We start from the raw sequence: 23,854 nt of genomic DNA, 5'->3' as shown, positions 1-23,854 counted from the left end.
GTACAGGCCCACACCCAGGCTCGCTATCGAACTCTTCAAAACCCAGCTGTGTACCTGTCTTGATCCGGGTCACCCGACGCTTGATCTTCTTCTGCTCCATCGCCCCACCGATTTCATCGACACCGGCCAGAATCCTAGCTCAACGGCGGGGAGAGGGTTTCGCGACACCCTCTGAAGTCGCCCCTACAAGTCGCCCCTACAAGTCGCCCCTACAAGTCGCCCCTACAAGTCGCCCCTACACGTCGCCCCTACACGTCGCTCCGACTGGAAATCCGCGACACGTCGCATTTCCGACATACCCGGCTGCCGGCTCCGGGTGAAAAACGGCTTGCATAACAAGGCCCTGGCGTCCTTCAGTGGGTCAGCATGGATCTTGCATCGCAGCATGCGTACATCCCCTGGAGTCCGTACCGATGAAGCTGCAGATCGAGCGACCGATTGTCGATGCGCTGGTGGGCGCTTATCCGCGCCTGGTCTGGCTGCAGGAGCAGATGCGCTTTGGCAACCGGGCGGAGGTGGACTTTGCGCAGCTGCAGCACGAGGAGCTGCACTTTCTGGAGGGCCTGTTTGCCGAGGGCGGCCCACCGCTGCGCGCCCGTGCCGCCCAGATCGCCACACTGCGCCAGGCCCTGGGCGCCGACGCCCCGCGCTTCACCGCCGACGAGCTGGACGTCCTGGTGCCGGCCATCGCCCACTATCTGGCCGAAGGCGCCGAGCGCGGCTGGCTGTTTTCCCTCGCCAGCCCCGACCGCCCCACCGCCTGGGTCGTCACCCGGCTGGACTTCACCCCCTCGTCCAATGACGAGGTGGGCAAGGTCTTCATCGAGATGAAGGCCAACACCCGTGGCAAGGTGGCCACCCACACCGTGCGCATCGTGGCCGGCGACATTGCCGGGCACAGCGTGGGCGAGATCCTGGCCGCCAAGGGCCTGGTCAGGGAGACCGCCGCCCTCCTCGCCAGCTACGACGAGATGGAAACCCGCTACTTCGACTGGCGCGCCCGCTATGGCGAGCAGTTCTCCGGCCGGGGCACCGGCCTGTATGCCGAGAACCCCACCGCCAGCCACCGGGACACCGACTGGTCGCGCAAGGACGTGGTGATCCTCTCATCAAGCGGCGGCGACGCCCGCCTGGTGAACGACGAGGGCATCCTGGCCGAGCGGGTGCTGACCCTCGACGCCCCCGGCGAGATCCTCGGCACCTACCTGCGCAAGGCCGCCAAGGGCTCCCGCTACATCGACGAGGACGCCGCCGAGGACGCCCGCAAGGCCCTGCCCAAGGGCTTGTTCACCCGGCTGCCGGTGCACTTCCACATCCTCATGTTCCACCTGGACCTGCACCACTACCTGTGGGTGCACGTGGCCGACATCCACCCCTACGAATACAAGCCCGCCCTGCGCCACAAGCTGGTGCTGCCCGAAGAGCAGACCGACCTAATCGACATCCTCACCGCCGAGATGGACCTGCTGATGGACGACATCGTCGAGGGCAAGTCGGGCGGCACCACCGTGCTCTGCGCCGGCCCCCCGGGCGTGGGCAAGACCCTCACCGCCGAAGTGTATTCCGAGATCATCCGCCGCCCCCTGTACCGGGTGCACTCCGGCCAGCTCGGCCTCAGCGTGTCCAACATGGAGACCATCCTCAAGGACGTGCTCACCCGCGCCCAGCGCTGGGGTGCCGTCATGCTCATCGACGAGGCCGACGTCTACATCAAGCGCCGCGACGACGACATCACCATGAACGCGGTGGTGGGCGTCTTCCTGCGCGTGCTGGAATACTTCAACGGCCTGCTCTTTCTCACCACCAACCGCATCGACGACATCGACGAAGCCATCGTGTCCCGTTGCATCGCCCTCATCAAGTATTCGCCACCGGACGACGCCGGGCGGCGGCGCATCTGGCAGGTGATGGCCGAGCAGTTCGGGCTGGCACTGGAGGCGGACATCACCGACCAGCTCGTGGCGCTTTTCCCGGCCGCCACCGGGCGCGACATCAAGGGCCTGGCCAAGCTGGTGGCCAAGTACTGCAAGCAGAAGCACTGCCCCGCCGATCTGGCCGCCTTCACCCGCTGCGCCACTTTCCGGGGGCTGGAGGTGAGCCACCGGGGCTGAAGGCGCGGGCGGGCAGAATTGAAACAATATGTCTCTGAGCAGGTATCCTGCACCCGGATGCCAACTTTTTCACAGGCAATGAGTGCTCATATCCCGGAACACAGGCTAAACAAGCTCTACACACTGTTCTCGACCAGCCAGTTCGACCAGCTTGAACGCGCCGCCCGCGACTGTACCCGCCGCCATCCTGCCGCCGCCCTTGCCTGGCAGATGCTCGGTGCGTCCTTCCTGGCCCGCCAGCGCGATCACGACGCCCTGCCCCCACCTGCAGCACGCCGCTCGGCTTGCCCCGGACGACGCCGCCATCCAGGACAACCTGGGCCTGGCCCTGCTGCGCCTGGGCCAGCCGGCCGCCGCCGAGATCCACTTCGAACAAGCCACCCGCCACGATCCACAACGCGTGTCGGCGTGGGTCAACGGGTCGCAGGCTGCGCGCCAGGCCGGCCACCCGGCCCGCGCCGAACACTGCGCACGCCAGGCCCTGGCCCTCGCCCCCCACTCACCGGAGGCCCACCTCAACCTGGGCAACGCCCTGGCCGACCAGAGCCACTGGGACGAGGCCGAAAGGCAATACCACACCGCCACGCTCTGCGCCGCCCCCGGCTGGATCGAGCCCGCCCTGAACCTGGGCAACCTGTTCGACCGCCAGAGCCGCTTTGCCGACGCCGCAGCCTGCCTCGACACCCTGAGCCACAACCCCACCGCCGACTGGCGTGTGTTCAGCGCCCTTGGCCGCGCCCGCTCCATGCTGGGCGACACCGCCGCCGCCCGCGACGCCTATGCCCGCGCCCTGGCCCTCAACCCCCGCGCCGCCGCGGCCTATAGCGGCTACCTGTATCACCTGATGCACGACCCCGGCGCCTCCGCCGAGACCATCTTTGCGGAGCACTGCCGCTTTGGCGACGCCCTCGACGCCAGCCTGCGCGCGCCGGCACCGCGCCACACCCACAACCGCGACCCCGAGCGCCCGCTGCGCATCGGCTTTGTGTCGGGCGATCTGCGCCAGCACGCGGTGGCCCACTTCATGGAGCCCATGTTTGAAGCCCTCGGCCAGCGCGGGCTGAACCTGGTGGCCTACAGCAACCTGGCCCGGGAAGACGGGATGAGCGCCCGCCTGCGCGGCCTCATTCCCACCTGGCACCGGGTCGCCGCCCTGAGCGACACCGAGCTGGCCGCCCAGATCCGCGCCGACCGCATCGACATCCTGGTGGACCTCTCCGGCCACACCGCCGACAACCGCCTGCCGGTGTTCGCCCTGCGGCCGGCGCCGGTGCAGGTCACCTGGCTGGGCTACTCCGGCACCACCGGCCTGCGCAGCATCGACTACCGCTTCGTTTACACCCTCACCGCCCCGCCCGGCCGGCTCGACGACCAGTTCACCGAGAAGCTGGTGCACCTGCCCTACGCCATGAGCTTCAAGACCGACCCGGACGCCCCGGACGTCGGCCCCCTGCCGGCCCTGGCCCGTGGCCACCTCACCTTCGGCAGCCTCAACCGGCCCAACAAGATCAGCGCCGAGTGCATCGCCCTGTGGGCGCGGGTGCTCAAGGCCGTGCCCAACGCCCGGCTGCTGGTGGGTGCCGTGTCCGAGGCCGCCACCGCCGAGCGCCTGCTGGCGCAGTTTGCCGCCGCCGGCATCGGCCCCGAGCGCCTGGACCTGCGCCCGCGCCTGCCCACCCGCGACTACCTGGCCCTGCACAACGAGATCGACCTGCTCCTCGACACCTTTCCCTACGCCGGCGGCACCACCTCCAACCACGCCCTGTGGATGGGCGTGCCCACCCTCACCCTGGTCGGCCGCACCCTGGCCCAGCGCCTGGGCGCGGGCATCATGGGCAAGGTGGGGCTCTCCGACTGGGTGGCGGAGAGCGAAGACGCGTTCGTGGCCATCGCCGAGCGGGCCGCCGCCCACCCGGACGAACTCGCCCGCCTGCGCCAGAGCCTGCGCGAGCGCCTGATGCACTCCCCCAACCTGAGCACCGCCCGGGTCGCCGACAGCGTGGCCCTGGCCTTCCGCCTGATGTGGCGGGGCTGGTGTGCCGGCCAGGCACCGGCGCCCATCATCCTGCCGCGCTTCGACGAATGAGCGACAAACCCCTCTACGTCACCGAGCCCGCGCTGCCGCCCCTCGAGCAGTTCGAACCCCTGCTGCGCGAGATCTGGGCCAGCCGCCGCCTCACCAACGGCGGGCCCTACCACGACCAGCTCGAAGCCGCGCTCGCCGCCTACCTTGCCGTCCCCCAGGTGAGCCTGCTGGCCAACGGCACCCTGGCACTGATGCTGGCCCTCAAGGCCCTGGAGGTGGAAGGCGAGGTCATCACCACGCCCTACTCCTTCGTCGCCACCACCCACGCCCTCGTGTGGAGCGGCTGCACCCCGGTGTTTGCCGACATCGACCCGGTCAGCCTCAACCTCGACCCCGCCGCCGTGGAGGCCGCCATCACCCCGCGCACCCGGGCCATCCTGGCCGTGCACGTGTATGGCCGCCCCTGTGACACCGCCGGCCTGCAGGCCGTGGCCGATCGCCATGGCCTGCGCCTGATCTACGACGCCGCCCACGCCTTTGGCGTGCAGCTGGACAGCGGCAGCCTGATGGCCGCCGGCGACGCCGCCATCCTCAGCTTCCACGCCACCAAGGTCTTCCACACCTTCGAGGGCGGCGCCATCGTGTGCCGGGACGAAGCCCTCAAGGCGCGCATCGACCTGCTGCGCAACTTCGGCTTCAAGGGCGAAACCCGGGTGCTGGCCACCGGCATCAACGCCAAGATGAACGAGCTCCAGGCCGCCTTCGGCTGCCTAACCCTGGGCAGCATCGACAGCGAGATCGCCGCCCGCGCCGCCATCGCCGCGCGCTACCGGGCCGCCTTCGCCCCCCTGACCGGCCTGCGCCTGCTGTCCGGGCTGCCCGGCGTGGCGCGCCACAACCACGGCTACTTCCCGGTGTTCATCGAAGCGGGCTTCCCCCTCGACCGCGACGCCCTGTACACCCGCCTGCGCGAGCAAGGCATCATCGCCCGGCGCTACTTCTACCCGCTGATCAGCGACTTCGACATGTACCGCGACGCCCCCGGCGCCGACCACCTGCCGGTGGCCCGGCGCATGGCCGACACGGTGCTGTGCCTGCCCCTCTTCGGCGCCATGGAAGACGCCGACGTGGCGCGTGTGATCGACGCTGTGAGCGCCGCCGCCCGTACCTGACATCTGCCTGGAGACACCCCATGGACAACACCAGCCGCCGCATCGCCGACTACGCCGTGGCCATGCAGCAGGGCCCCCTGCCGGGGGGCTCGGCCGACGCCGTGACCCGCCACCTGATCGACTCGGTGGCCTGTGCCTTTGGCGCCCTGGGCGCCCGCCCGGCGCGGGTGGCCCGCACCATTGCCGGCACCGCCAGCAGCAGCGCCGGCGCCTCGGTGTTCGGCCTGGCCCAGCCCACCACGCCCGAATACGCCACCTTCGCCAACACGGTGATGGTGCGCTACCTGGACTACAACGACACCGGCAACGGCGGCCACCCCAGCGACATGATGTCCGGCGTGCTGGCCCTGGGCGAAGCCCGCGGGGCCAGCGGCGCCGAAGTCATCCGCGCCATCCACGCCGCCTACGAAACCTACGCCGCCATCCGCCGCGGCGGCCTGTATGGCAACCTGCTGCGCAACAAGCACGTGGACCAGATCTACGCCACCCTGGGCGCCGTGGTGGGCGCTGGCGTGATCCTGGGCCTGGACCACGAACGCATGGGCCACGCCATCGCCCTGGCCCTCACCCCCAACATCCCCATGCGCGTTACCCGCACCGGCCTCATCTCCGACTGGAAGGGCTGCGCCACCGCCCACGGCACCATGAACGCCGTGTTTGCCGCGCGCCTGGCCGAGCAAGGCCTCACCGGCCCCGACCGCCCCTTTGAAGGCCTCGCCGCCTTCTACCAGATGCTGGGCATCCCGCCCCTCGACCTGTCCACCCTCGGCGAGACGCGCAACGGGCTGTCGGCCCTGCAGAGCACCGGCCTCAAGTACTACCCCGCCGACTACAACGGCCAGGGGCCCATCGCCCTGGCCCAGGCCCTGCGCAGCGAAGCCGCCCTGGACGAGATCGACCAGATCATCGTGGCCGTGCACTGGGGCGGCCTGCACGCCATCGGCGGCGGCGCCGGCGACCACGACGAAAAGTGGGACCCGCAAACCCGGGAAGTGGCCGACCACAGCATGGCCTACCTGGTGGCCGTGGCCCTGGTGGATGGCGACGTGACCGTGGACAGCTTCAGCGAAGCCCGCATCAGCGACCCCGCCCTGCGCCCGCTGATGCAGAAGATCGTCGTCATCGACGACCCCGAACTCACCGCCGAACACGCCGGCGAACTGCCCCGCTGGCCCTCCCGCGTCGAACTGGTGCTCAAGGACGGGCGCCGCCTGGGCCGCGCCTCCGGGCCGCCCAAGGGGCACCCCCTCAACCCCATGGACGATCACGAACTGGAAGCCAAGTTCTGGCGCATGGCCGACCGCGCCCTGCCCCGCGAACAAGGCCGGATCTGGCTCGAAACCCTGTGGTCCTTCGCCGGCCTGGACGACATCCGCCCCCTGATGAGCCTGTACCGCAGCCTCGCCGTCCCCGCCGCCTGAAGCCCGCTATGCCCACCATGCCCGCTCCCTGCATCCTGTTTCTCTCCGGCGCCAGCCTGGTCGGCCAGAACATCCTGTCTGCCCTGGCCGGCCGCCGCGCCGGGCTGCATCTGGCCGCCATCAACAGCGTCGCCAACGAACCCGCCCTGTTCGACTTTGACGAAGCCTTCCTGGCCGGCAACCTGAAAGACGACCCCGACGCCTTCGGCCAACGCTTCGACCAGATCGTCGAAAGCCTCCAGCCCCGCCTCGTCATCCCCTGCCGCGACGACGACGTGGCCTGGCTGGCCGCCCGCGCCCAGGCCCGCCCCAACCCGGCCCTCCCCTTCTTGTGCGGCGCCCCCGGCCCGGCCCTGGCCATGCTCGACAAGGCCGCCAGCGCCACCCTGTCGGCGCGCCACGGCCTGCCCTACGCCGCCACCCTGGCCACCGACACCGACGCCGCCCGGCTCATCGACTTTGCCGCCCGCCACGGCTACCCCCTGATCGCCAAACCCCGCCAGGGCTTCGCCTCCCGGGGCGTCTTCCTAGTGCAGAACGACACCCAGCTCGCCCGCCTGGCCGGCCGCCCCGACACCATCCTGCAGCGTTACCTGGGCGACCGCGCCGAGGTGCAGGCCTACCTGGACGGCATCGCCCGCGACGGCATCCCCCTCTTCCACAGCTTCGAGGCCGACAAGCACTCCATTCAGGCCTTCATCGCCCCCGATGGCAGCCTCAAGGGCCTGCTGGCCACCCGCCACGCCATGCGCCAGGGCCGCAGCGAACGCGTCGCCCGCAACGACGACCCCACCCTGCTCCAGCTCGGCCAGCACTGCGCCCAGGCCTTTACCGCCGAAGGCTGGCGCGGCCCCCTCAACATCCAGTGCCAGCGCACCCCCGAAGGCGATTACGCCATCTACGAATACAACGGCCGCTACACCGGCGCCACCGGCGCCCGCCAGCTGCTGGGCTACGACGAAGTGGGCATGGGGCTGGAACACTTCGCCGGCATCCGGCTGCCGGAAAGCACGGCGCCGCACGCCTGGCCCGATGCGGTGCAGCGTTTGCCGGTGAGCCGGGCGGTGGAAGCGGGCTGGGCGGAAACGCTGGAACGGACGGGGCACTGGCAGAGGTAATGGCCGAGGCCCGCCACGCCCCCGTGGCGTCGAGCGCATTCAACCCCACCCCCTGACCCCGTCAGGCAGATCCGGCTCTCGACCTCCATGAACCCGGACGCGCCAAAGGCAGCCGGCGGGACCGTAGGGGCGACTTCAGTCGCCCGCGGACGTAGATCAACGAACTGCGCCGGGCATCACCCGCCGATGGGCAACTCAAGTCGCCCCCACCAGTGGCCACCTACAGCCCCCTGACCACCCGCGACGTAATTCCCCGCAACCAGGGCAGGGGCGACCGGAACAACATGCAGACGTATTTGCACGCCACAGCCACACTCAAACCCATGAGACCCTCCGAAGCCCTGCAAAACCACATCACCGCCATCCGCAGCGCGATACACCAGCACCACACGACCAAGCCGCGGGTTTTCGGGTCGGTGCTGGCCGGTACGGATCGGGACGGAAGCGATCTCGACCTGCTCGTGGATCCCCTGCCGGAAACCACACTGTTCGTCCATGACCAGCAGCGAGTTGACCCCGGCGGCCATAAATTTGCCGTCTGCTACGTAGACGACCGATCCGATGAAAGGGAGGACCCGGGCGGGGCCGAAGCGATGGCGATGACATCTTCAAGCAGACGTGCGCACTGTTCCTGTCGCCAGGAGTAGGTCCTCTGGTAAATCGGGATCCGGAACTGCTTATTGCCGTCGACCAGTTGGAAGAGCGTTGCTTTCTGTGCGTCCATTCTTACTTCACTAATTCCATCAGCTTGCCAAAGCTATTCACCACGTCGTACTTCACGTTCTCGGGGGCGAACCTCTTGTTGATCGTCTCGAAAAACTTGCGAGCGCAATCAATTCTTGTCTTTTCAAGCGGCCTTAAATCCATTGACGACATGGAGCCTTTGGTCTCGGCGACAAAGTAAACGTGTTTAACCGCCCCCTCCTTGAATGACACGGCCCAGTCAGGGTTGTAGTCACCAACTGGGGTCGGAATGTAGAAACCCTTCGGCAACTTTGCATACACGACGACATCCGAGCAAGTATCGAGCTCCTTCACAAAGTCCCGCTCAATAGTGGAATCCGTAATCACGTAGTCGTAGATGTGTCGTTTGAGCTTGTCACCGGCCTTGCTGAAATCCTGCTTGGACTGGCCCGCGGTGAAAATATCCCGATCGAACTTGTCCTCGACCGGGTCGTAGGCCAAGTGTTCGATGATCATCGTCGCCTTCTGCTCATTGATCAGCCGCACGGTTTCAGCAATGAAACTCTCCGGATTGGTGCGGAACTGGGCAAACACTGCGACGTTGATCCCTTTGAGGATGTCTGCCGTCGTGCGTCGGGTCAGCTGCGTACCTTCAGCGATCTTGCCGATGAGGTCGTACTTCACTGCCGAGTGAATCGAATACACGTTCTTCTCGGTTTCCGTGGCCTTGAGCACGAATGCTTCGCCGTCTTTCAGGCCGTCGTAGGTCACCTGGGCCGCTTGCTCACCAGTCTGAATCGTGTACTGCAGCGGGGTCACGAGAAGGCTCTTGTCCAGTTCGGCAATGGCCTTTTTCACCAATTCCACTGAATCAAAGTCTACGCTGTAAGCCGCCTTGCGATTGATCCGGTTCCACAGATCCTTGAACTCCTGTTTGTCGAAGTTGCTGTTGAGCGGGTTCTTCTTGGGGCGACGGTCGTCGCTGATCTCAAATATCTGGCTGTCGCTGAAGACGCTGTCGATCAGTTGGTACACCTGTTCAGCATGAGCCTGCAGTTCCGGAGGTAGCGGCGCCAGGGTGCCTTCCTTCTTGGCCTCGTGGTACGTGCCCGTGATGCGGTCGTTGTCGTCGCTGTAGTCGTTCTTGAGCAGGTACTTGTAGATTTGCTTGGCCAATTGCGGCGTAACTTCGACATTGCCTGTGGGCGTCTTGAGCACCTTGCCGGTGAAGTAGGCTTCGTTGGCCTCCTTGGGGCGGGCAGACAAGGAATTGCTGATGTCTTTCTGCAGCGCAGTGACGAACTCCTTGAAGCTTTCGCTCGCCACCACGGTCAGCACGTTGACGTCATGGACGATGGCCGGGTGATCCACCCGGTCGCCGAGCTGATTGACAGACAAGCGCAAACCGCGACCGACCTCTTGCCGGCGCGTGACCTCGTTGTTGTAGTCGGGATGCTTCAAGAAGCAGATCACAAAAACATTGGGGTTGTCCCAGCCTTCGCGCAGGGCCGAGTGCGAGAAGATGAAACGTACCGGCTCTTCGAATTTGAGTAGTTGCTCCTTCTTTCGAAGAATCAGGTCGTAGGCATCCACATCGTCGGACAGGCCCTTGTTTTCGCCAGTCTTGGCTATGCTCGGGTCGACGTCGCGCTTGGTCTTCTTGTCTATGGAAAAGTAACCGCTGTGCGTTTTTTCCGCCGTTATGCCCTTCAGGTACTTGATGTAGGGCGTTTCATCCAGGTCCAGCACCTCGTTCAGGTAGTGGCTGTACTCCTCTTCAAAGATCCGCGCGTAGTCGCCTTTCTCGTCCGCTGACGAGTAGTCGCGGTACTTGACCACTTCATCGATGAAAAACAGGGTCAAGACCTTGATGCCTTGCTGGAATAGCACCTGCTCCTTGTCGAAGTGCGCCTTGATCGCCTCGCGAATCTGGATGCGACGCAGCGATGCTTCGTTCACGTCTCCGATGGCTTCGCCAACAAATAGCTCAACGCCGTTGGTGAAGCTCAAGGTGTCGGTGTTGGCGTTGATGTCCGCGACCACATAGCCACGGTACTGATCCAGCTCGTTTGAAAAACCATCGGAGAAGAGGTTGTCACCTTTGGAGATCTTGCGCACCACGCGCTTGATCTCGCCGCTTTTCAGTTTCTGCTCGAACTCAACGCGGGCCACCGGCGCCTTGCTCGAAATCTCGATGGACTGCAGGTACAGATAGGCATTGGTACCCGCCAGCCCCTTCACTGAGATGCCGCGCACGGCGATCTTCTTCACCAGCTTCTGGTTGTATGCGTCCAGGGCGTCCAGCCGGTGGATCTTGTTGTGCGTGGTCTTGTGGGTAGCCGAGTAACGCAACACCATCAAGGCCTTGAATTCCTCCAAGGACTTCAGGGTTGCCGCACCCTCCATTTTCTGGGGCTCGTCCAGTATCAGAATCGGTCGGTTGGCGCTTATCACATCAATCGGTCGGCGAGACTGAAAGTCGTCCAGTACATCGTAGATACGCCGGTTGTCCGCGCCTCGTGCGGCAAATGCCTGCACGTTGATCACCATCACGTTGATGCCCGCGTCCGACGAAAAGCTCTCAAGGTGATGCAGCTGCTTGGAGTTGTAGATAAAGAAGCGTGCCTTCTTGTGGTAGGTCTCCAGAAAGTGCTCGGCGGTGATCTCCAGCGACTTGGCCACGCCTTCGCGGATGGCAATGCTGGGCACCACGATGATGAACTTGCTCCAGCCGTACTGCTTGTTCAGCTCGAAGATGGTCTTGATGTAGCAATAGGTCTTGCCCGTGCCGGTTTCCATCTCGATGTCGAGATTGACCCGGCTGACCTTGGTTTGCACCAACGCACTGGACTGAGGCAGGTTCTGTTGATGCTGAACCTGGGTGATGTTCTCCAGCAGTGCAATATCCGTCAGCTTCAGGTCGGCGTTCTTGAACCCGCTCTCTGCAAACAGGTCCTCGACGCCTTTCTTGGCCTTGCCCGGATCGATGCGGTAGCTGATGGCCTCCGCCGTCGCGGGCGGCTGCCCTTTGAAGCAGTCGACCACGGCTTGCACCGCCGCTGTCTGATAAGCCTGTGTCTTGAATTTGAGTTTCATCACACGCCCCTCAGATGCATTTCACTTCGGTGGCGGGCGACAAGAGCTTGAAAATCTGCTCGACGTTGATCTTGACCGCGCTGTTCTTGTAGCCCGCGTCGCGGAACACCACGCGCAGCGGCTGATGCTTGGCCAGTTCCTTCACAAAGGCTTCGTCAATGCTGCCGCTGGCGTCGAAGCAGGCGGCAAGTGCGTTGCCATCGACAAAGAACACCTCCTTGCCTTGAATGGACTGCTTGGTGATGGGCAGGGCCAGATCGACACCCCAATCCAGCATCACCTGGAACAGCAGGTCTTCGGGCATGCGGTCGGGCTTGATGTTATCGACGAACAGGTCAAACTTGGCCTTGTCGAGTGCATCGGGCGCGTAATAGATGTCAGCCATGTTGGAAGTGTCGATTTTGAGGACGCGGAAACCAAGGTCCACCTTAGCTCCTTCTTCTCCGACTTTCTTGCTAGCGCGACGAATACGTTCTTTGCTCACTTCCGCAATGGTGTTAAATCCGACTTTGTTTGCCGTTGAATCATCTGGAGTCTTTTCATCGATTTGGACCATGATGAATCTACGAGTTCCACCATCTTCCGCGTTCTTTTCCAAAACTGCATGGGCCATGCTTCCTGAGCCTGCAAAGAAGTCAAGAATGATCGAATCAGAAGTTGTTGCATGCTCTAGGATGCGTTTCATCAGCTGAACAGGCTTTGGGTTATCGAAAACCCTGCTTCCGAATAGTGATGAAACATCGCGAGTTCCATCATCCGTGTTCCCGGCGTAAGTGTGTTCCCAGAAATTGATTGGTGTGAGCCCACGCGCCTCTGTAAGAAACATCTTTATCGATGGGACCGGTGAACTGCCATCCGCCCCCCAATAAAGGAGACCTTCGTTCTGTAATCGATCAAATTCTTCTTTCGAACGACGCCAAGCATTTGTAGTTGGGGTCGCGGCACTACCAGTATTTGGGTTCGTAATTGGATAGCAAAGATTCGGGCGCTGTTCCGGAGTTGCGGGGTTTAGGAAAGATGCTCCCTTCCATGGGCCGCGTGGATCATTATCTGGATTCAAATAGCGGCCATCAGCTTCGTCCGTACGAGGGAGTAGATTTACGACAAACGCATCAGATCTGCTGTAGACAAGAATGTGCTCTACGACTGTCGTAAAGTCCTGTGTGTTGTTGCTTCGCGTATATCTTTTTTGCCAAGAAATATCAGCTTGAAAATTCTGATCACCGAAAATTTCGTCGCAGAGCCTGCGAAGATTTGCAGATTCGTGATAGTCGGCGGAGACAAACAACACGCCATCATCGGCAAGCAGATTTCGTGCGGTCTTGAGGCGCGGATAAATCATGCTTAGCCAATCCGAGTGGAAGCGACCATTGGATGCTGCGTTGGCTACTAAACGATTCCCTTCGGCGTCAACTTGATTGGAGCGACGGAGATACTCATGTGCACTCTCCGCAAAATCATCGTTATAAATGAAATCATTTCCTGTATTGTACGGCGGGTCTATGTAAATCAGCTTAATCTGGCCGAGGTAAGTCTCCTGTAACAGCTTCAGCGCGTCGAGGTTATCGCCTTCGATGAACAAGTTCTTCGTGGTATCGAAGTCCACGCTTTCCTCGCGGCAAGGACGTAGCGTCTTTGCAATGGGCGCGTTGGCCGCGAGCAAGGCTTCGCGCTTTCCTGGCCAGTTCAGGTGGTAGCGTTCCTGCGGCCCTTCCACAATCGACTCAGCAAGCTCTTGCCGCAACTGGTCGAAATCTACCGCCAGCTTCACGGTGCCGTCCTCGCCCTTGGCTTCGGTGACGCAACCAGGAAACAGGTCACGAACACGGGCGATGTTGTCCTGCGTGAGATTGGGTGAATGCATTTTTAACTTTTCCATGTTCTTTTCCTCTGGTCGCCAGTATTTAGTGGCTCTCAATTCACGTTCGTGTTGGTATGTTCAGTCGCCCTGCTGCCAGTCTTGGCAAAAGTGCGTGCGCAGACTCTCGATGGCGGATGGCAAGGTGCCCTGACAAGTCACACCCAAGTAGGTGGCCGCGCGGGTGGTGCCGACGTACAGGTATTTGTCGAACAGCGCCGGGTGCAGCGTGGCGAGCTGGTCAATGCCGACAAAGAACACCGCCTCGAATTCCAGGCCTTTGATGTGCTGGATGTCGAACACGCGCACGTTGCTTTCCTGCCCCACAGCCTGACCCTCTCGACAGGCGATGACCTGGATGTTGTGCTCCGCCAAGGCGGCGTTCAGCGCGTCGGCCACCGGAGCAACGTCGTCCTCGGTGTTCACAAAAATGGCAGTGGATGGCAACTGGCCGACAAAGCGCTCTATCTCGCGAATGCGATCCGCCAGCCAACTGACAATGGATTCTGCGTTTGTGGCGTGCTCCAGCAAGGCTGGCGCAACGCCCACACTGTCCATATGCGCAGGCAAGCTGGCGTTTTGCTCGGTTCCCCCGACGGCGCGGATCATGGCACGGGCCAGATCGTTCAGCTGCTTGCTCTGCCGGTAGGAGACAGTGATCTCCTTGATGTCGAAATCGGCGAAGACCCACTTCAAGTCGTCAGCAGAGCGTGCGCCCCAGGTGGTCAGGCGTTGATTGAAGTCGCCACAGGCGAAGAATGAGCGCAGTCGCGGATGCGCCAGCGCCGCCATGCTGGCAAGCTGGATGGGCGAGAAGTCCGTCGCCTCATCCACCAGGATCTGGTTGCGGTAATGCCCAAGGATAGGCTGGAGCGATGACCAGGCGGGACTATCGATGTCGCGCAGTACGTTGGGCCGACTGATCAGGTCGCCTGCGCCGCGCAAGATCGTGAGCAATGCGATATCCAACTCCAGCGGGTGGATGTCGCGTGCCTCAAAGCCTTCATGGCGATACCAGGTGTTTGCCGGTTGGCGTTCGCGCCTGAACGCGCGGTAGCGCTTCGGGATGCCGTCGAGGTAGCGCTTGACCGGGATGACGAAGCGGCGGGCACTGGCCTGCACCAAAAGGCTTGCACCCACCTCGGCGCGATCCGCCTCTGTCAGGCCACGCTCCCCCAACCACTCTATGATCTTGCCGTTACGAGATGCCTTGCTGACTGTTCGCTTGGATGCGACCGCCCTCGCTTGGGCACGCACAGCGAGGTTGTATGCAGCAACTATCTTCTCGACGGGGGTCTTAGGGGCACTCAGCTCATCATCTTCCTCGTCTAGGTCTTCATCAGCTTCTACAATGCTCGACTGCTGTTGAAGACTTTCAACAAATCTCCCGAGACTCGCGATAAAGCTCTTGTCGCGATTCAATTGAAGATTCAAAGACTCCCGAATTTTTTTGTCTGAGCCCTCCTTCAGACTGATGACGAGCGTCTGCACTGTGGCAATCTCTCCCGCCAGAGACCCAAACATGGAAGCCAGTGCGCCATCGGCCGCCCGAGACAAGATGTCTTGCAAACGTGCGCCTAGAATCAGGACCTCGGGAGTTTTGGCATCGTGGAGCTGGGTTGCGGCGTCATGCAGCTCTTGCACATAGGCCTTGCGCTGCCATGCATCGAAGTCGTCAAACCATTGAATGGGTCGCTCTAGTGCCGCCTCGCTCAAGCTGGCCAATCCATCCTTCAGGACAAAGGTGCCACCACCGGAGGCCGTTCTGAGAACGCCAAATGCATTTCGGGCCAGTTCGCGTCGATAGTCCTGCCACGTTCTGATGCGCAGATCCGAAGCGGGAACACCTTCACGCGCAAAAGCCTCCTTCAGGTACTGCTTCAGCAATTCCGTAGGTGTGAACATCAGCCAGCTGTTGGCGTGTGCGATGCCTTGGGCTGACGCGACTGTTTCAACTAGATGTTGTTCGCCTTCTTCCAGGAAGGCGGTATCGAGTTTTTGGCCGAGGCGGCGAATCAGGGTTGTCGTCTTGCCTGTGCCGGGCGGGCCCAGGATCAAAAGGCGCTTGTCGAGAGGGAGGCGGAAAATCTCGTCCTGGTATTGATCAAGGATCGGCTGATCCCGCAATCCCATCTTGGTGATGACGCTGCGACGAACGCCATCGATGATGTTGGCCTTGACAGTCTCCTCGGCCAGCAATTGGCCCAGAATGTCTTCGGTGACTTCTTCCCCCGCAACCTCGGTCAGCAGCGCGCGCAGCGACTCGATGGTGAACGGCCCAAAATGTTCGGCTTCGACCACGGTGTCGCGAGAATCCCACCCGTCGGCAAGCGCATTGGGCCGAAGCTGGGCTCGCTCAAGAACCTCAACGACGGTTCCATTGGGAAGCGTGAACTCTGCGCCAATTGCCAATGAGGCCAATCGTCCAACAGGCGCGCGGTAGCTAGCCAAATTGGGAAAGCCCGATACCGGCGTCGTGCGGCAGATGTAGTAGGTTTTTTCTTCTCCCTCTTCATCAGCCACCACTACGCGGGCGATGGCAGGCTCTGCCACCAGCACCTGATAGCTTTCACGGTTCGCCTGACTGATCTGATCCAGCCTTTGGATGGCTGAACTGGATGTCATCGTGTTGATGCTTGCCAGCGCATCGGAACCCAGTGTCCGCCCATCGTGCAGCTTGTTCTTGGCTGTTTCAGCAATGCTTTCGAGTTGCGCCAACGCTTCGCCAGCGACCTGCTCGATGTGTTTCCTCGATTCGTCATTCAGGCTCTGCGTCATGCACTCTCCCTCCCGGTCAATTCTTCAAGTTCATTTTTAAGCTGCCGCAAGTGCGCGTTGATCTCTACCTTGCGGTTGAATTGTTTTTCTTTGGCAAGTCGGCTTGCGGCTTTCTCGACCTCACGCTGCTTGGCTGCAACCAGTTCGACGCGGGCGACCAAGTCAGCGAGGCTTTCTTGTGGGCGCGCAGGCGTAGGGATCAGGCGGTGAAGCGCCTGCTCATATAAGCCGCCCAAATCGAGTGCCAAGGGCATGGCGGCGCGTTCGATGTCACTCGGCAACCAGGCCGTCGCAAAATAGTCGCTCAAGACCCAACGGCTGGCGTCTGACTCGTTCGGGCGCTTGTAAGCTGCAATCACCTGCGTTCGGCCATCAAAGCTCAGCTCGAAGATGATGGGAAACTGCACCGCGCCATCGACGCAACGTAAAACGTCCAGATTCAGCTCCGGCGTCTTGAGCTGGATCGAGAAAATCTGAAGCTCTGGTACTCCCGGTTTGGCGGGCAGGTTAATCGTTTCCGGTGCCAACTTGTATTGCCAGACGATCTGCTCCACCTGCTCGACGAACAAGTTCTTCAGCCTCGTATTGGCACCGCTGTGTTCGTAGATCTTGTTCTTTGGCAGGGTGCGGCCGAAAGCGGCCTGCTTCGGGTAGTTGATGAATGCGGCATTCGATTCGAACCGGGCGGGCAGACTCATCCTGCCTCCTGAATCACGAGGAAGGTGATCAGTTCGAAGTCGTCCAGTCCAGCAATGGTATTGACCAGCGCGGTGGTCCTGCCACCGCTGAATAGGCTGTCCAGATCCTTTTCTTCCTTCACTTCAATCATGGAACTGATGGCCTTGCTCAACAGCTCCGAATAGCTTTGCATGTTCCTGCCGTCGCTCGTTTCCTTATTAAAGGATTGGCAGGCTGCGGGGATGGGTTCAGTGTGACCCTTGCAGCCGCTGCGCACGAGGTCCAGCAGGCGTTTCACTTCGGTGTGATCGTTGATGACCTTGCCGTCGCACCCGATGTAGATGAGGTAGTAAGGGTGCAGGCGGTTGTGCTGGCTGACGTTGACCTCGGGATTGCGGTTGCGCAAGGTAAAGATTACGCCCGGCTCCAGACCTAAGGCGGGATTCGCGGGCACGACGGCATGCATACCGTTAGGCACATGGCTGGGTTCGCCATGTGCCTTTACGTAGTTGAGCAAGTCCATGCGGAAGTCGTTGAGTCCCAGATCGGTGATCGACACGCCGGTTTTCAGGTCCTCCAGCTCGATCACTTCTTCCTGCAGACGGCGCAGCTGTTCCTTGCGGTAGGTGACATCGTTCGCCTGCGCGGAAAGCACATTGTCGTCGCCTGTCGCCGTCACGTCAGCAATCATCATCCGGCTCTCAACCCGCTCTTTCAGGTTGATGTATTCGTCGAGCGAGATGTCAGGCCAATAGTTCACCAACTGGATGCTGGCGTTGAGCGAGCCAATGCGGTCAACACGCCCGAAGCGCTGAATGATACGGACCGGGTTCCAGTGGATGTCGTAATTGATCAGGTAGTCGCAGTCCTGAAGGTTCTGGCCTTCGGATATGCAGTCCGTACCGATCAGCAAGTCGATTTCTGCCGGCTCTTGTGGGAGCACCTGGGCCTTCGACTTGGATCGCGGCGAAAACAGGGTTAGCAACTCCTGAAAGTCATAGCTCTTCTTGAGCGTGGATTTGGGCGAGCCTGTCCCCGTGACTTTGGCGCTATGGAGTTGCTGCTGTATCAGCAACTCCGGCGCAAGGTTGGCATACAGGTAATCGGCGGTATCGGCGAAAGCCGTAAAGATGATGATCTTCTTGTTGCCGGGGTTGATCGGGTTGGAGATCTTGTCCAGCACTTGCGCTTTCAGGTGCTGCAGCTTGGCGTCGTCCTCGGGGGTGATCTTGTCCATCGAAACCAGCAGGGCATCGATGATCTCCAGATCAACGCTCAGATCGTGCTCCCAAGAAGGCAAGTCCATGTCGGCCAAGCTGATCTTGACCTTACCGCCAATTTCACCACCGTTCAGCATCGACAGATCGTCGTCTTCGGCATCCAGGTTTTCCAGGACCTCTGAGAGGTCCGCGATATCGGCGACACCGCCACCTTCGTTGAAGCGGCGGATGGTCGCCAGCGTGTTGGCGTGATTGCCACGCAGGGAGCGCAAGGTCAGCCGGAAGGATTCGATGGAGCTTTCCAGGCGCTTGAGCAAGTTCGTGGTCATCAGAGCCTGCAGGCCCTTCTCGCGACCGTACAGGCTGAGGTTTTCTTTCTTGTCGCCCGACTGTGCGTTGTAGAGGTCGATGTACTTTTTGACCCGACTTTGAAGGATGTAGGCCGCTGGCGTGTAGACGGACAGCTTCAGCAGTGAAAGTTGTTGGAAAATCTCGTTGAAGCCCAGCACATCCGTGCGCTGGGTCAGCGGGCAATGGAAGGAACGCGGCTTGCGGCGCTCGGGAAATTGACCGATGTCCTTCGTGTCGTAGAAGGTCTGGATGTGCTTGCGGGAGCGTGCGATGGTTACGCTGTCCAGCAGCTCGAAGAAATCAAAGTCCAGCGAATCCAGAATGGCGCGGGCGGTGCGCTCCTCTGGCGGCAGCTTCGACCATACGGTGAAGGCGGCCTGTGCGCTTCGGAAAACCTCTTCCACGCTCTTGCTAATCTTGAGCTTCTTGCTGAGGTTTTCCGACTCGCCTTCGTAGGCCAAGGCCAACTGGTTGCGCAGATCGTTGAAGCGGTTGTTTACCGGAGTGGCCGAGAGCATCAGCACTTTAGTCTTCACGCCTTCCCGGATGACCTTGTTCATCAGCTTCTGGTAGCGCGTCTCCTTGTCCTTGTAGGCATCGTTGTTGCGGAAATTGTGTGACTCATCGATGACCACGAGGTCGTAGTTACCCCAGTTGATGCGGTTCAGCGGTGTGCCAAACGACTCACCGCTGGTGCGGCTGAGATCGGTATGGCAGAGCACGTCGTAATTGAACCGATCCTTGGCGAAGATATTGGTCTTCAGGTTTCGGTTGTAATTGAGCCAGTTGTCCGCCAGCTTCTTCGGGCAAAGAACCAACACTGAACGGTTGCGCAGCTCGTAATACTTGATCACAGCCAGCGCAGTGAAGGTCTTGCCCAGGCCTACGCTGTCGGCCAGGATGCAGCCGCTGTAGGTCTCCAGCTTGTTGATGATGCCTGTGGCCGCATCCCTCTGATAGTTAAAGAGCTTCTGCCAGATCAGCGTGCCTTGGTAGCCTGTGCGATCGTTGGGCAGCACGTCCTCATCGATGTCGTCCAGGAACTCGCTGAAGATGTTGTAGAGCATCAGGAAGTAGATGCTCTCGGGCGAATTCTCCTGATAGACAGAAGCGATGTGATCGCATATTCGCTGTGTCACATCTTCCAGCTTTTCGGGGTCGTTCCAGATTTGGTCGAACAAGCTGAGATAAGTGGCAGCAAAGGTCGGCTCGTTCATCTTGTTGACGAGGTTCGACACCGCATTGCCCGGCTGGTAGCCCAGGTCAACTGCCGTGAATCCATGCAACGGCATGTAGGCGGTATCCCCACTTTCGCAACTCCGAGCCTGCACGCAGGCAAATTGCTGCATGGGAGCCTTGGTCCGGTTGCTCTTGAAACGGGCTTTACGCCGCATCCAGTCAGCACACTCCTTGGCAATCGCACGCTGGGTCAGCTTGTTGCGCAACTGGATTTCGAACTCGCTGCCGTACAGGCTGCGCTCATGATCCACCTTAGGAATGTGGAACTCCCGGCGCTCCTTGCGGATTCTGTCGGTGACTTCGTTGGCCACGAAGGTCGGCGAAGTGAAGATGAAATTCAGCTCCTCGATCTTCTCCAACTCCGCCTTCAGAGCCTCAAAGGCATACATCGAAAAGCAGGACGCGGCGATCTTCAATCGCGCACCTGGGTTGAGGGTTTGCTTCAGGTCGTCACCAAGAAGACGACTGATGTTGTCAATGAGCTCCATCGCTTCCCTTCTTCTTTTTCGTCCTTGCCATAGTCTGCACGTCTGCCTTCAGGCCATGCTCTTGCGCGTAGTTCAAGATCAGCACTTCCATCATTGATGCTATGGAACGGTGCTCCCCTTCTGCTGCTATGCGTAGCAGTTGCTTGATGTCTGCCGAGGTACGGATGGACAAGGTTTCGTCCTTAGGGCGCTTCATGGCGCACTCCTGCAGTGGATGTCCTGCAAATGTACTGCGTTTTGCTGCAATCGAACTAACCGAGAACGTCTTTCACTCGGTCGAGAGAATCGCACGACATGCCACAGCTCGGCAGTGACCCATTCCACTCGGTTGGGGTGCTGCTGCCTTGAAACGACGGAAGGCACGGTAGCAACATGGACGCTGAATGGATCATTGCTCCGTGAAACAAGCAGACTTATTGCGTTGCCACTCGATGGCCGGGACTCAGGTCCTGCGCAAAGAGTCTTGCCTGTCAGGACGGGACAGGAAGTCATGTTAAGTTGCGCGGCCGAGGTGGCTCATAGATGACTCGCCCACATCCCCCCATGCCCCCTCCCCTCTCCGCCACCATCATCCCGCTCTACGACCGCCACGCCGACGCCTGGCATCGGCGCCGCTCGCCCCATGCGTCACTGGAAGAAGCCTGGCTGACGCGTTTCTCCGCCAGCCTGCCCGATGGGGCCTGCGTGCTGGACCTGGGCTGCGGCACGGGTCAGCCTATGGCGCGGTGGCTGGCGCAGCGGGGCTTTGCGATCACCGGCATCGACAGCGCGGCGGCGATGCTGGCGCATGCCCGTGCCCTGCAGCCCACCCAGGAGTGGATGCAGGGCGACATGCGGACGCTCGCGCTTGGGCGCAGGTTTGCGGGGGTGCTGGCCTGGGACAGTTTCTTTCACCTGAGCCACGCGGATCAGCGGGCGATGTTTCCGGTTTTCGCGGCGCACGCGGTGCCGGGGGCGATGCTGATGTTCACCAGTGGGCCGTCCCACGGTGAGGCGATCGGGGAGTTCGAGGGGGAGCCGCTATTCCATGCCAGCCTGGCGCCGGAGGCATATCGGAGCCTGCTCGATGCGCATGGCTTCGAGGTGCTCGACTTCGTGCCGGAGGACCCGGCCTGCGGCTTTCATTCGGTCTGGCTGGCCCGTTGCCTGGGGTGATCGCACGGCAGTCATCGCCACCGCGCGCCCAGCGCAATTTCCTTCAATACCCCGCCTCCCCCCAAGCCCCACCATGCCCTACCCCGACTTTCCGGATTACGCGCATGGATCTCTCTCTCATTCTTCCGATGTCCGCCTTTGCCCTGGCGGCTTCGCTGTCGCCGGGACCGGTAAATATGGTGTGCCTGGGCAGCGGGACGCGGCATGGAGTGCGGGCGAGCCTGGGCTTTGTGAGCGGTGCCACGCTGGGTTTCATCTGCCTGTTTGTGGCGGTGGGGCTGGGGCTGGCCGGGGTGTTGTTGCAGCAGCCCGGGCTGGCGGCGCTGATGCGCTGGGCGGCGGTGGCCTTTCTGCTTTACCTGAGCTGGCAGCTGGCCCGCGATTCGGGTGAGCTGGCGGGCAGGGATCAGGACACGCCGCCGGGGTTTGTGGCCGGTGCGCTGATGCAGTGGCTCAACCCCAAGGCCTGGCTGGCGGCGGCGTCGGGGGTGGGTGCCTACACCCACGCGGCGCGGCCCGAGGAGCTGGCGGTGTTTGCCGGGCTCTATGCGCCGATCTGCTGGCTGTCGCTCGGTTGCTGGGTGTATGCGGGCGCGGCGTTCCGGCGCCTGAGCACCACGCCGCGGGTCTTACGCCGGCTCAACCGGGGCCTGGCGGCCCTGCTCGCCGGGAGCTGCGTCTTTCTGCTGTGGCCCTGAGCTCCGGCGGTATTGCCGGGGAGTAAGGGCCAGCAGGCGCTTGAACATGCGCTGAAAATGGGGCTGGTCGGCAAAGCCGCTGTCGAGGGCGGCATCCACGATCGCCCGGCCCTGGCGCAGGGCCCGCTGGCCGCGCTGCACCCGGCGGTTGATCACGTAGGCGTGGGGCGTCATCCCGAAGTGCTGCTTGAAGCGCCGGATCAGATGCCCGGGGCTCACCCCGGCCCGGCGGGACATCGCCTCCAGCGACATGTCTTCGGCGGCCTGATCCCCACCCAGGTAGTCGGCCAGGGCTTCCAGGTTGGCGGGCACGTCTGGCGCCTCGGCGGTGCTGAGCCGGGGCAGCAGCAGAGCCAGGAAGTCGAGCAGCGCATCCGCTTTGGCGGCGGCGGGCGGGCCGGGGTCGAACAGCCTTGCGGCAAGGCCGACAAAGGCATTGAAGACCTCGGGCGCGCGCATGACGTCGGGGGCCAGATCGTGCCAGTCGGGCGACGCCGACAGGCCCAGCCGGAAGCGCTGCGCGGCCAGCCAGCCCGCATCCAGGTACAGCATGAGATAGGCCCAGGGCCGGCCTTCGATGGGGTTGCAGACGTGCATCCGGTCGGGGTTGATGAAAACCAGCGTGCCCGCCTCGACCTGGTGTTCCCGGTCGGTCAGCACAAAGGTGCTCTCGCCCCGGGTGATGGCGCCCATGGACCACTCCAGGTGGCTGTGGGGGGCGTAGCAGAGGCTGCGCCCGTCCTCCACCTGGCGCAGCTCCACAAAGGGCAGCGCCGGGTCTCGCCAGAAAACCGACTGGCTCATTGCTTGAGCCAGGTGAGGCGCTGCACGATCTTGTCCCGCCAGGCGCGGGCCAGCCCGGGGGTGTCGGCCAGGCGCGCCAGCTCGGCCAGGGGCGGGCGGTGGGCCTGCCACAGCAGCTGGGCTTCGCGCAGGGTCGGGGCCTGGGGTGCGGCGTGCAGCCGGTCCAGGGTGTCGCCGGGGCTCACGTGGCCGGGCTGCACCACGCGCCAGTACCAGCCGGTGAGCAGGTGTTCGGCGATGAAGCCGGCCATGCCGTCGGCGCCAAAGCGCTCGTCGATCTTCCAGCAGGGGTTGCGGGGCTGGCACACCTGCAGCACGGCACGACCCAGCTGCCACAGTTCGCCGATGCGTACGTCCGCTTCGTCCAGGTCGGGGGTGGACAGGTTCTCGCCGAGGGCGCCGGGTACGAGCTGGGCGGCCACATCCGGAAAGCGCTGGGCAAGGCGGGGGTAGTGCCGGGCGGGGTAGAGATGCACGGCCTTGTCGGGCCCGCCATGGACGCGCCGGTCGGCCTGCTGATCGCCGGCAAAGCCCTCGTGACCCAGGGCGATGGGCTGCTCCACCCGGGTTTTGTAGATGCCGGTGGGGCGCCCGGTTTCGGGCAGCGGCCGGATGACGCCGGTGAAGAGGGTGATGCTGGCCATTGAGTTTCCTGTTTTGCCTTTGGATGGGGTCGGGTTCGTCCGGCGTTTATGTGTCTGGGGTGGTGTGGAGCCGCGGTGGGCGACTGAAGAGGGTGTTGTAAATCCCTTTTCACCCCCGCATTTCACGCCAAACCAGGCTACGCCGGGGTCAATCGGACGCGTAGCGCCGCTGGGCGCCTGCCGGTGAGCCGCCCACGCCATTGTCTCGTTGGCGGGCAAAGCCTGCTCAGAGGGCACGCCAAACGCAATACGAGGGCCCAAAAGCGCCGCCGGCGGGCGTACGCCAGCGCCCGCCCGAGGTTATAAGCCGTCA

Annotated in this window: 16 protein-coding genes and 1 pseudogene; 8 read left to right on the top strand and 9 right to left on the bottom strand. The window is 62.4% G+C overall.

The features are described 5' to 3' along the window. The first annotated feature begins 413 nt into the window (after nucleotides 1-413). The 6 genes from ACIQ09_RS15010 (at nucleotide 414) to ACIQ09_RS14985 (ending at nucleotide 8,495) form a co-directional block, all read left to right on the top strand. Nucleotides 414-2,111 carry an ATP-binding protein gene (locus ACIQ09_RS15010; RefSeq protein WP_398311454.1) on the top strand — a complete coding sequence of 566 codons (1,698 nt, stop codon included), beginning with the start codon at nucleotides 414-416 and terminating at the stop codon, nucleotides 2,109-2,111. A gap of 217 nt (nucleotides 2,112-2,328) precedes the next feature. Continuing rightward, nucleotides 2,329-4,197, top strand: a complete 1,869-nt coding sequence (locus tag ACIQ09_RS15005) for a tetratricopeptide repeat protein (RefSeq protein ID WP_398311451.1) — start codon at nucleotides 2,329-2,331, stop codon at nucleotides 4,195-4,197. Then, nucleotides 4,194-5,309 carry a DegT/DnrJ/EryC1/StrS family aminotransferase gene (locus ACIQ09_RS15000; RefSeq protein WP_398311448.1) on the top strand — a complete coding sequence of 372 codons (1,116 nt, stop codon included), beginning with the start codon at nucleotides 4,194-4,196 and terminating at the stop codon, nucleotides 5,307-5,309. Before ACIQ09_RS15005 ends, ACIQ09_RS15000 begins: the two co-directional genes overlap by 4 nt. A gap of 20 nt (nucleotides 5,310-5,329) precedes the next feature. Next, nucleotides 5,330-6,730: an MmgE/PrpD family protein gene (locus ACIQ09_RS14995; RefSeq protein WP_398311445.1), complete on the top strand. Its 1,401-nt coding sequence runs from the start codon at nucleotides 5,330-5,332 to the stop codon at nucleotides 6,728-6,730. Between the two features lie 8 nt (nucleotides 6,731-6,738). After that, entirely contained in the window at nucleotides 6,739-7,848 is a 1,110-nt protein-coding gene (locus ACIQ09_RS14990) for a hypothetical protein (RefSeq protein WP_398311442.1), read from the top strand. Nucleotides 7,849-8,171: 323 nt separating this feature from the next. Further along, nucleotides 8,172-8,495, top strand: a complete 324-nt coding sequence (locus ACIQ09_RS14985) for a nucleotidyltransferase family protein (protein ID WP_398311457.1) — start codon at nucleotides 8,172-8,174, stop codon at nucleotides 8,493-8,495. On the opposite strand, the pseudogene ACIQ09_RS14980 reads toward ACIQ09_RS14985, so the two are convergent. The 7 genes and pseudogenes from ACIQ09_RS14980 to ACIQ09_RS14950 form a co-directional block, all read right to left on the bottom strand. Beyond that, nucleotides 8,492-8,572, bottom strand: a pseudogene (locus ACIQ09_RS14980) (hypothetical protein); the annotation flags it as partial. The gene ACIQ09_RS14985 and the pseudogene ACIQ09_RS14980 sit on opposite strands and share 4 nt — an antisense overlap. 2 nt (nucleotides 8,573-8,574) lie before the next feature. After that, the gene (locus ACIQ09_RS14975; protein WP_398311439.1) at nucleotides 8,575-11,628 is read right to left on the bottom strand and encodes a type III restriction-modification system endonuclease; all 3,054 of its coding nucleotides are present in this window, start codon (nucleotides 11,626-11,628) and stop codon (nucleotides 8,575-8,577) included. 10 nt (nucleotides 11,629-11,638) lie between these two features. After that, nucleotides 11,639-13,507: a site-specific DNA-methyltransferase gene (locus ACIQ09_RS14970; RefSeq protein WP_398311436.1), complete on the bottom strand. Its 1,869-nt coding sequence runs from the start codon at nucleotides 13,505-13,507 to the stop codon at nucleotides 11,639-11,641. Nucleotides 13,508-13,567: 60 nt separating this feature from the next. Next, entirely contained in the window at nucleotides 13,568-16,264 is a 2,697-nt protein-coding gene (locus ACIQ09_RS14965) for an ATP-binding domain-containing protein (protein ID WP_398311433.1), read from the bottom strand. Further along, nucleotides 16,261-16,962, bottom strand: a complete 702-nt coding sequence (locus tag ACIQ09_RS14960; RefSeq protein ID WP_398311430.1) for a DUF4391 domain-containing protein — start codon at nucleotides 16,960-16,962, stop codon at nucleotides 16,261-16,263. Before ACIQ09_RS14960 ends, ACIQ09_RS14965 begins: the two co-directional genes overlap by 4 nt. Next, nucleotides 16,959-20,240, bottom strand: a complete 3,282-nt coding sequence (locus ACIQ09_RS14955; RefSeq protein ID WP_398311427.1) for a helicase-related protein — start codon at nucleotides 20,238-20,240, stop codon at nucleotides 16,959-16,961. Before ACIQ09_RS14955 ends, ACIQ09_RS14960 begins: the two co-directional genes overlap by 4 nt. Next, on the bottom strand, nucleotides 20,227-20,436 hold the full coding sequence (locus tag ACIQ09_RS14950; RefSeq protein WP_398311424.1) for a hypothetical protein: 210 nt from the start codon (nucleotides 20,434-20,436) through the stop codon (nucleotides 20,227-20,229). Before ACIQ09_RS14950 ends, ACIQ09_RS14955 begins: the two co-directional genes overlap by 14 nt. A 347-nt stretch (nucleotides 20,437-20,783) precedes the next feature. Between ACIQ09_RS14950 and ACIQ09_RS14945 the strand changes: the two genes are divergently transcribed. Together ACIQ09_RS14945 and ACIQ09_RS14940 are read left to right on the top strand one after the other, a co-directional pair. After that, on the top strand, nucleotides 20,784-21,395 hold the full coding sequence (locus ACIQ09_RS14945; protein WP_398311421.1) for a class I SAM-dependent DNA methyltransferase: 612 nt from the start codon (nucleotides 20,784-20,786) through the stop codon (nucleotides 21,393-21,395). A gap of 104 nt (nucleotides 21,396-21,499) precedes the next feature. After that, nucleotides 21,500-22,093 (top strand): LysE family translocator, encoded by a 594-nt coding sequence (locus ACIQ09_RS14940; RefSeq protein ID WP_398311418.1) that lies wholly within the window; start codon nucleotides 21,500-21,502, stop codon nucleotides 22,091-22,093. On the opposite strand, the gene ACIQ09_RS14935 is transcribed toward ACIQ09_RS14940, so the two are convergent. Then, a complete protein-coding gene (locus tag ACIQ09_RS14935; RefSeq protein ID WP_398311415.1) occupies nucleotides 22,025-22,897 on the bottom strand; it encodes a helix-turn-helix domain-containing protein in 873 nt (290 codons plus the stop codon). The genes ACIQ09_RS14940 and ACIQ09_RS14935 overlap by 69 nt on opposite strands. After that, nucleotides 22,894-23,541: an MOSC domain-containing protein gene (locus ACIQ09_RS14930; RefSeq protein WP_398311412.1), complete on the bottom strand. Its 648-nt coding sequence runs from the start codon at nucleotides 23,539-23,541 to the stop codon at nucleotides 22,894-22,896. The genes ACIQ09_RS14935 and ACIQ09_RS14930 overlap by 4 nt, the downstream gene beginning before the upstream one ends. Nucleotides 23,542-23,854 lie beyond the last annotated feature (313 nt).

This window comes from Zoogloea sp., from assembly GCF_044344315.1.
Taxonomy (GTDB): Bacteria; Pseudomonadota; Gammaproteobacteria; order Burkholderiales; family Rhodocyclaceae; genus Zoogloea.
The sequence above is the reverse complement of the archived record's forward strand: the minus strand, read 5'-3'. Positions and strand labels throughout refer to the sequence as shown.

Coding starts and splice junctions, on each gene's coding strand:
- ACIQ09_RS15010 (WP_398311454.1), top strand. CDS start 414: ATGAAGCTGCAGATCGAGCGACCGATTGTCGATGCGCTGGTGGGCGCT.
- ACIQ09_RS15000 (WP_398311448.1), top strand. CDS start 4,194: ATGAGCGACAAACCCCTCTACGTCACCGAGCCCGCGCTGCCGCCCCTC.
- ACIQ09_RS14995 (WP_398311445.1), top strand. CDS start 5,330: ATGGACAACACCAGCCGCCGCATCGCCGACTACGCCGTGGCCATGCAG.
- ACIQ09_RS14990 (WP_398311442.1), top strand. CDS start 6,739: ATGCCCACCATGCCCGCTCCCTGCATCCTGTTTCTCTCCGGCGCCAGC.
- ACIQ09_RS14985 (WP_398311457.1), top strand. CDS start 8,172: ATGAGACCCTCCGAAGCCCTGCAAAACCACATCACCGCCATCCGCAGC.
- ACIQ09_RS14975 (WP_398311439.1), bottom strand. CDS start 11,628: ATGAAACTCAAATTCAAGACACAGGCTTATCAGACAGCGGCGGTGCAA.
- ACIQ09_RS14970 (WP_398311436.1), bottom strand. CDS start 13,507: ATGGAAAAGTTAAAAATGCATTCACCCAATCTCACGCAGGACAACATC.
- ACIQ09_RS14965 (WP_398311433.1), bottom strand. CDS start 16,264: ATGACGCAGAGCCTGAATGACGAATCGAGGAAACACATCGAGCAGGTC.
- ACIQ09_RS14960 (WP_398311430.1), bottom strand. CDS start 16,962: ATGAGTCTGCCCGCCCGGTTCGAATCGAATGCCGCATTCATCAACTAC.
- ACIQ09_RS14955 (WP_398311427.1), bottom strand. CDS start 20,240: ATGGAGCTCATTGACAACATCAGTCGTCTTCTTGGTGACGACCTGAAG.
- ACIQ09_RS14950 (WP_398311424.1), bottom strand. CDS start 20,436: ATGAAGCGCCCTAAGGACGAAACCTTGTCCATCCGTACCTCGGCAGAC.
- ACIQ09_RS14945 (WP_398311421.1), top strand. CDS start 20,784: ATGCCCCCTCCCCTCTCCGCCACCATCATCCCGCTCTACGACCGCCAC.
- ACIQ09_RS14940 (WP_398311418.1), top strand. CDS start 21,500: ATGGATCTCTCTCTCATTCTTCCGATGTCCGCCTTTGCCCTGGCGGCT.
- ACIQ09_RS14935 (WP_398311415.1), bottom strand. CDS start 22,897: ATGAGCCAGTCGGTTTTCTGGCGAGACCCGGCGCTGCCCTTTGTGGAG.
- ACIQ09_RS14930 (WP_398311412.1), bottom strand. CDS start 23,541: ATGGCCAGCATCACCCTCTTCACCGGCGTCATCCGGCCGCTGCCCGAA.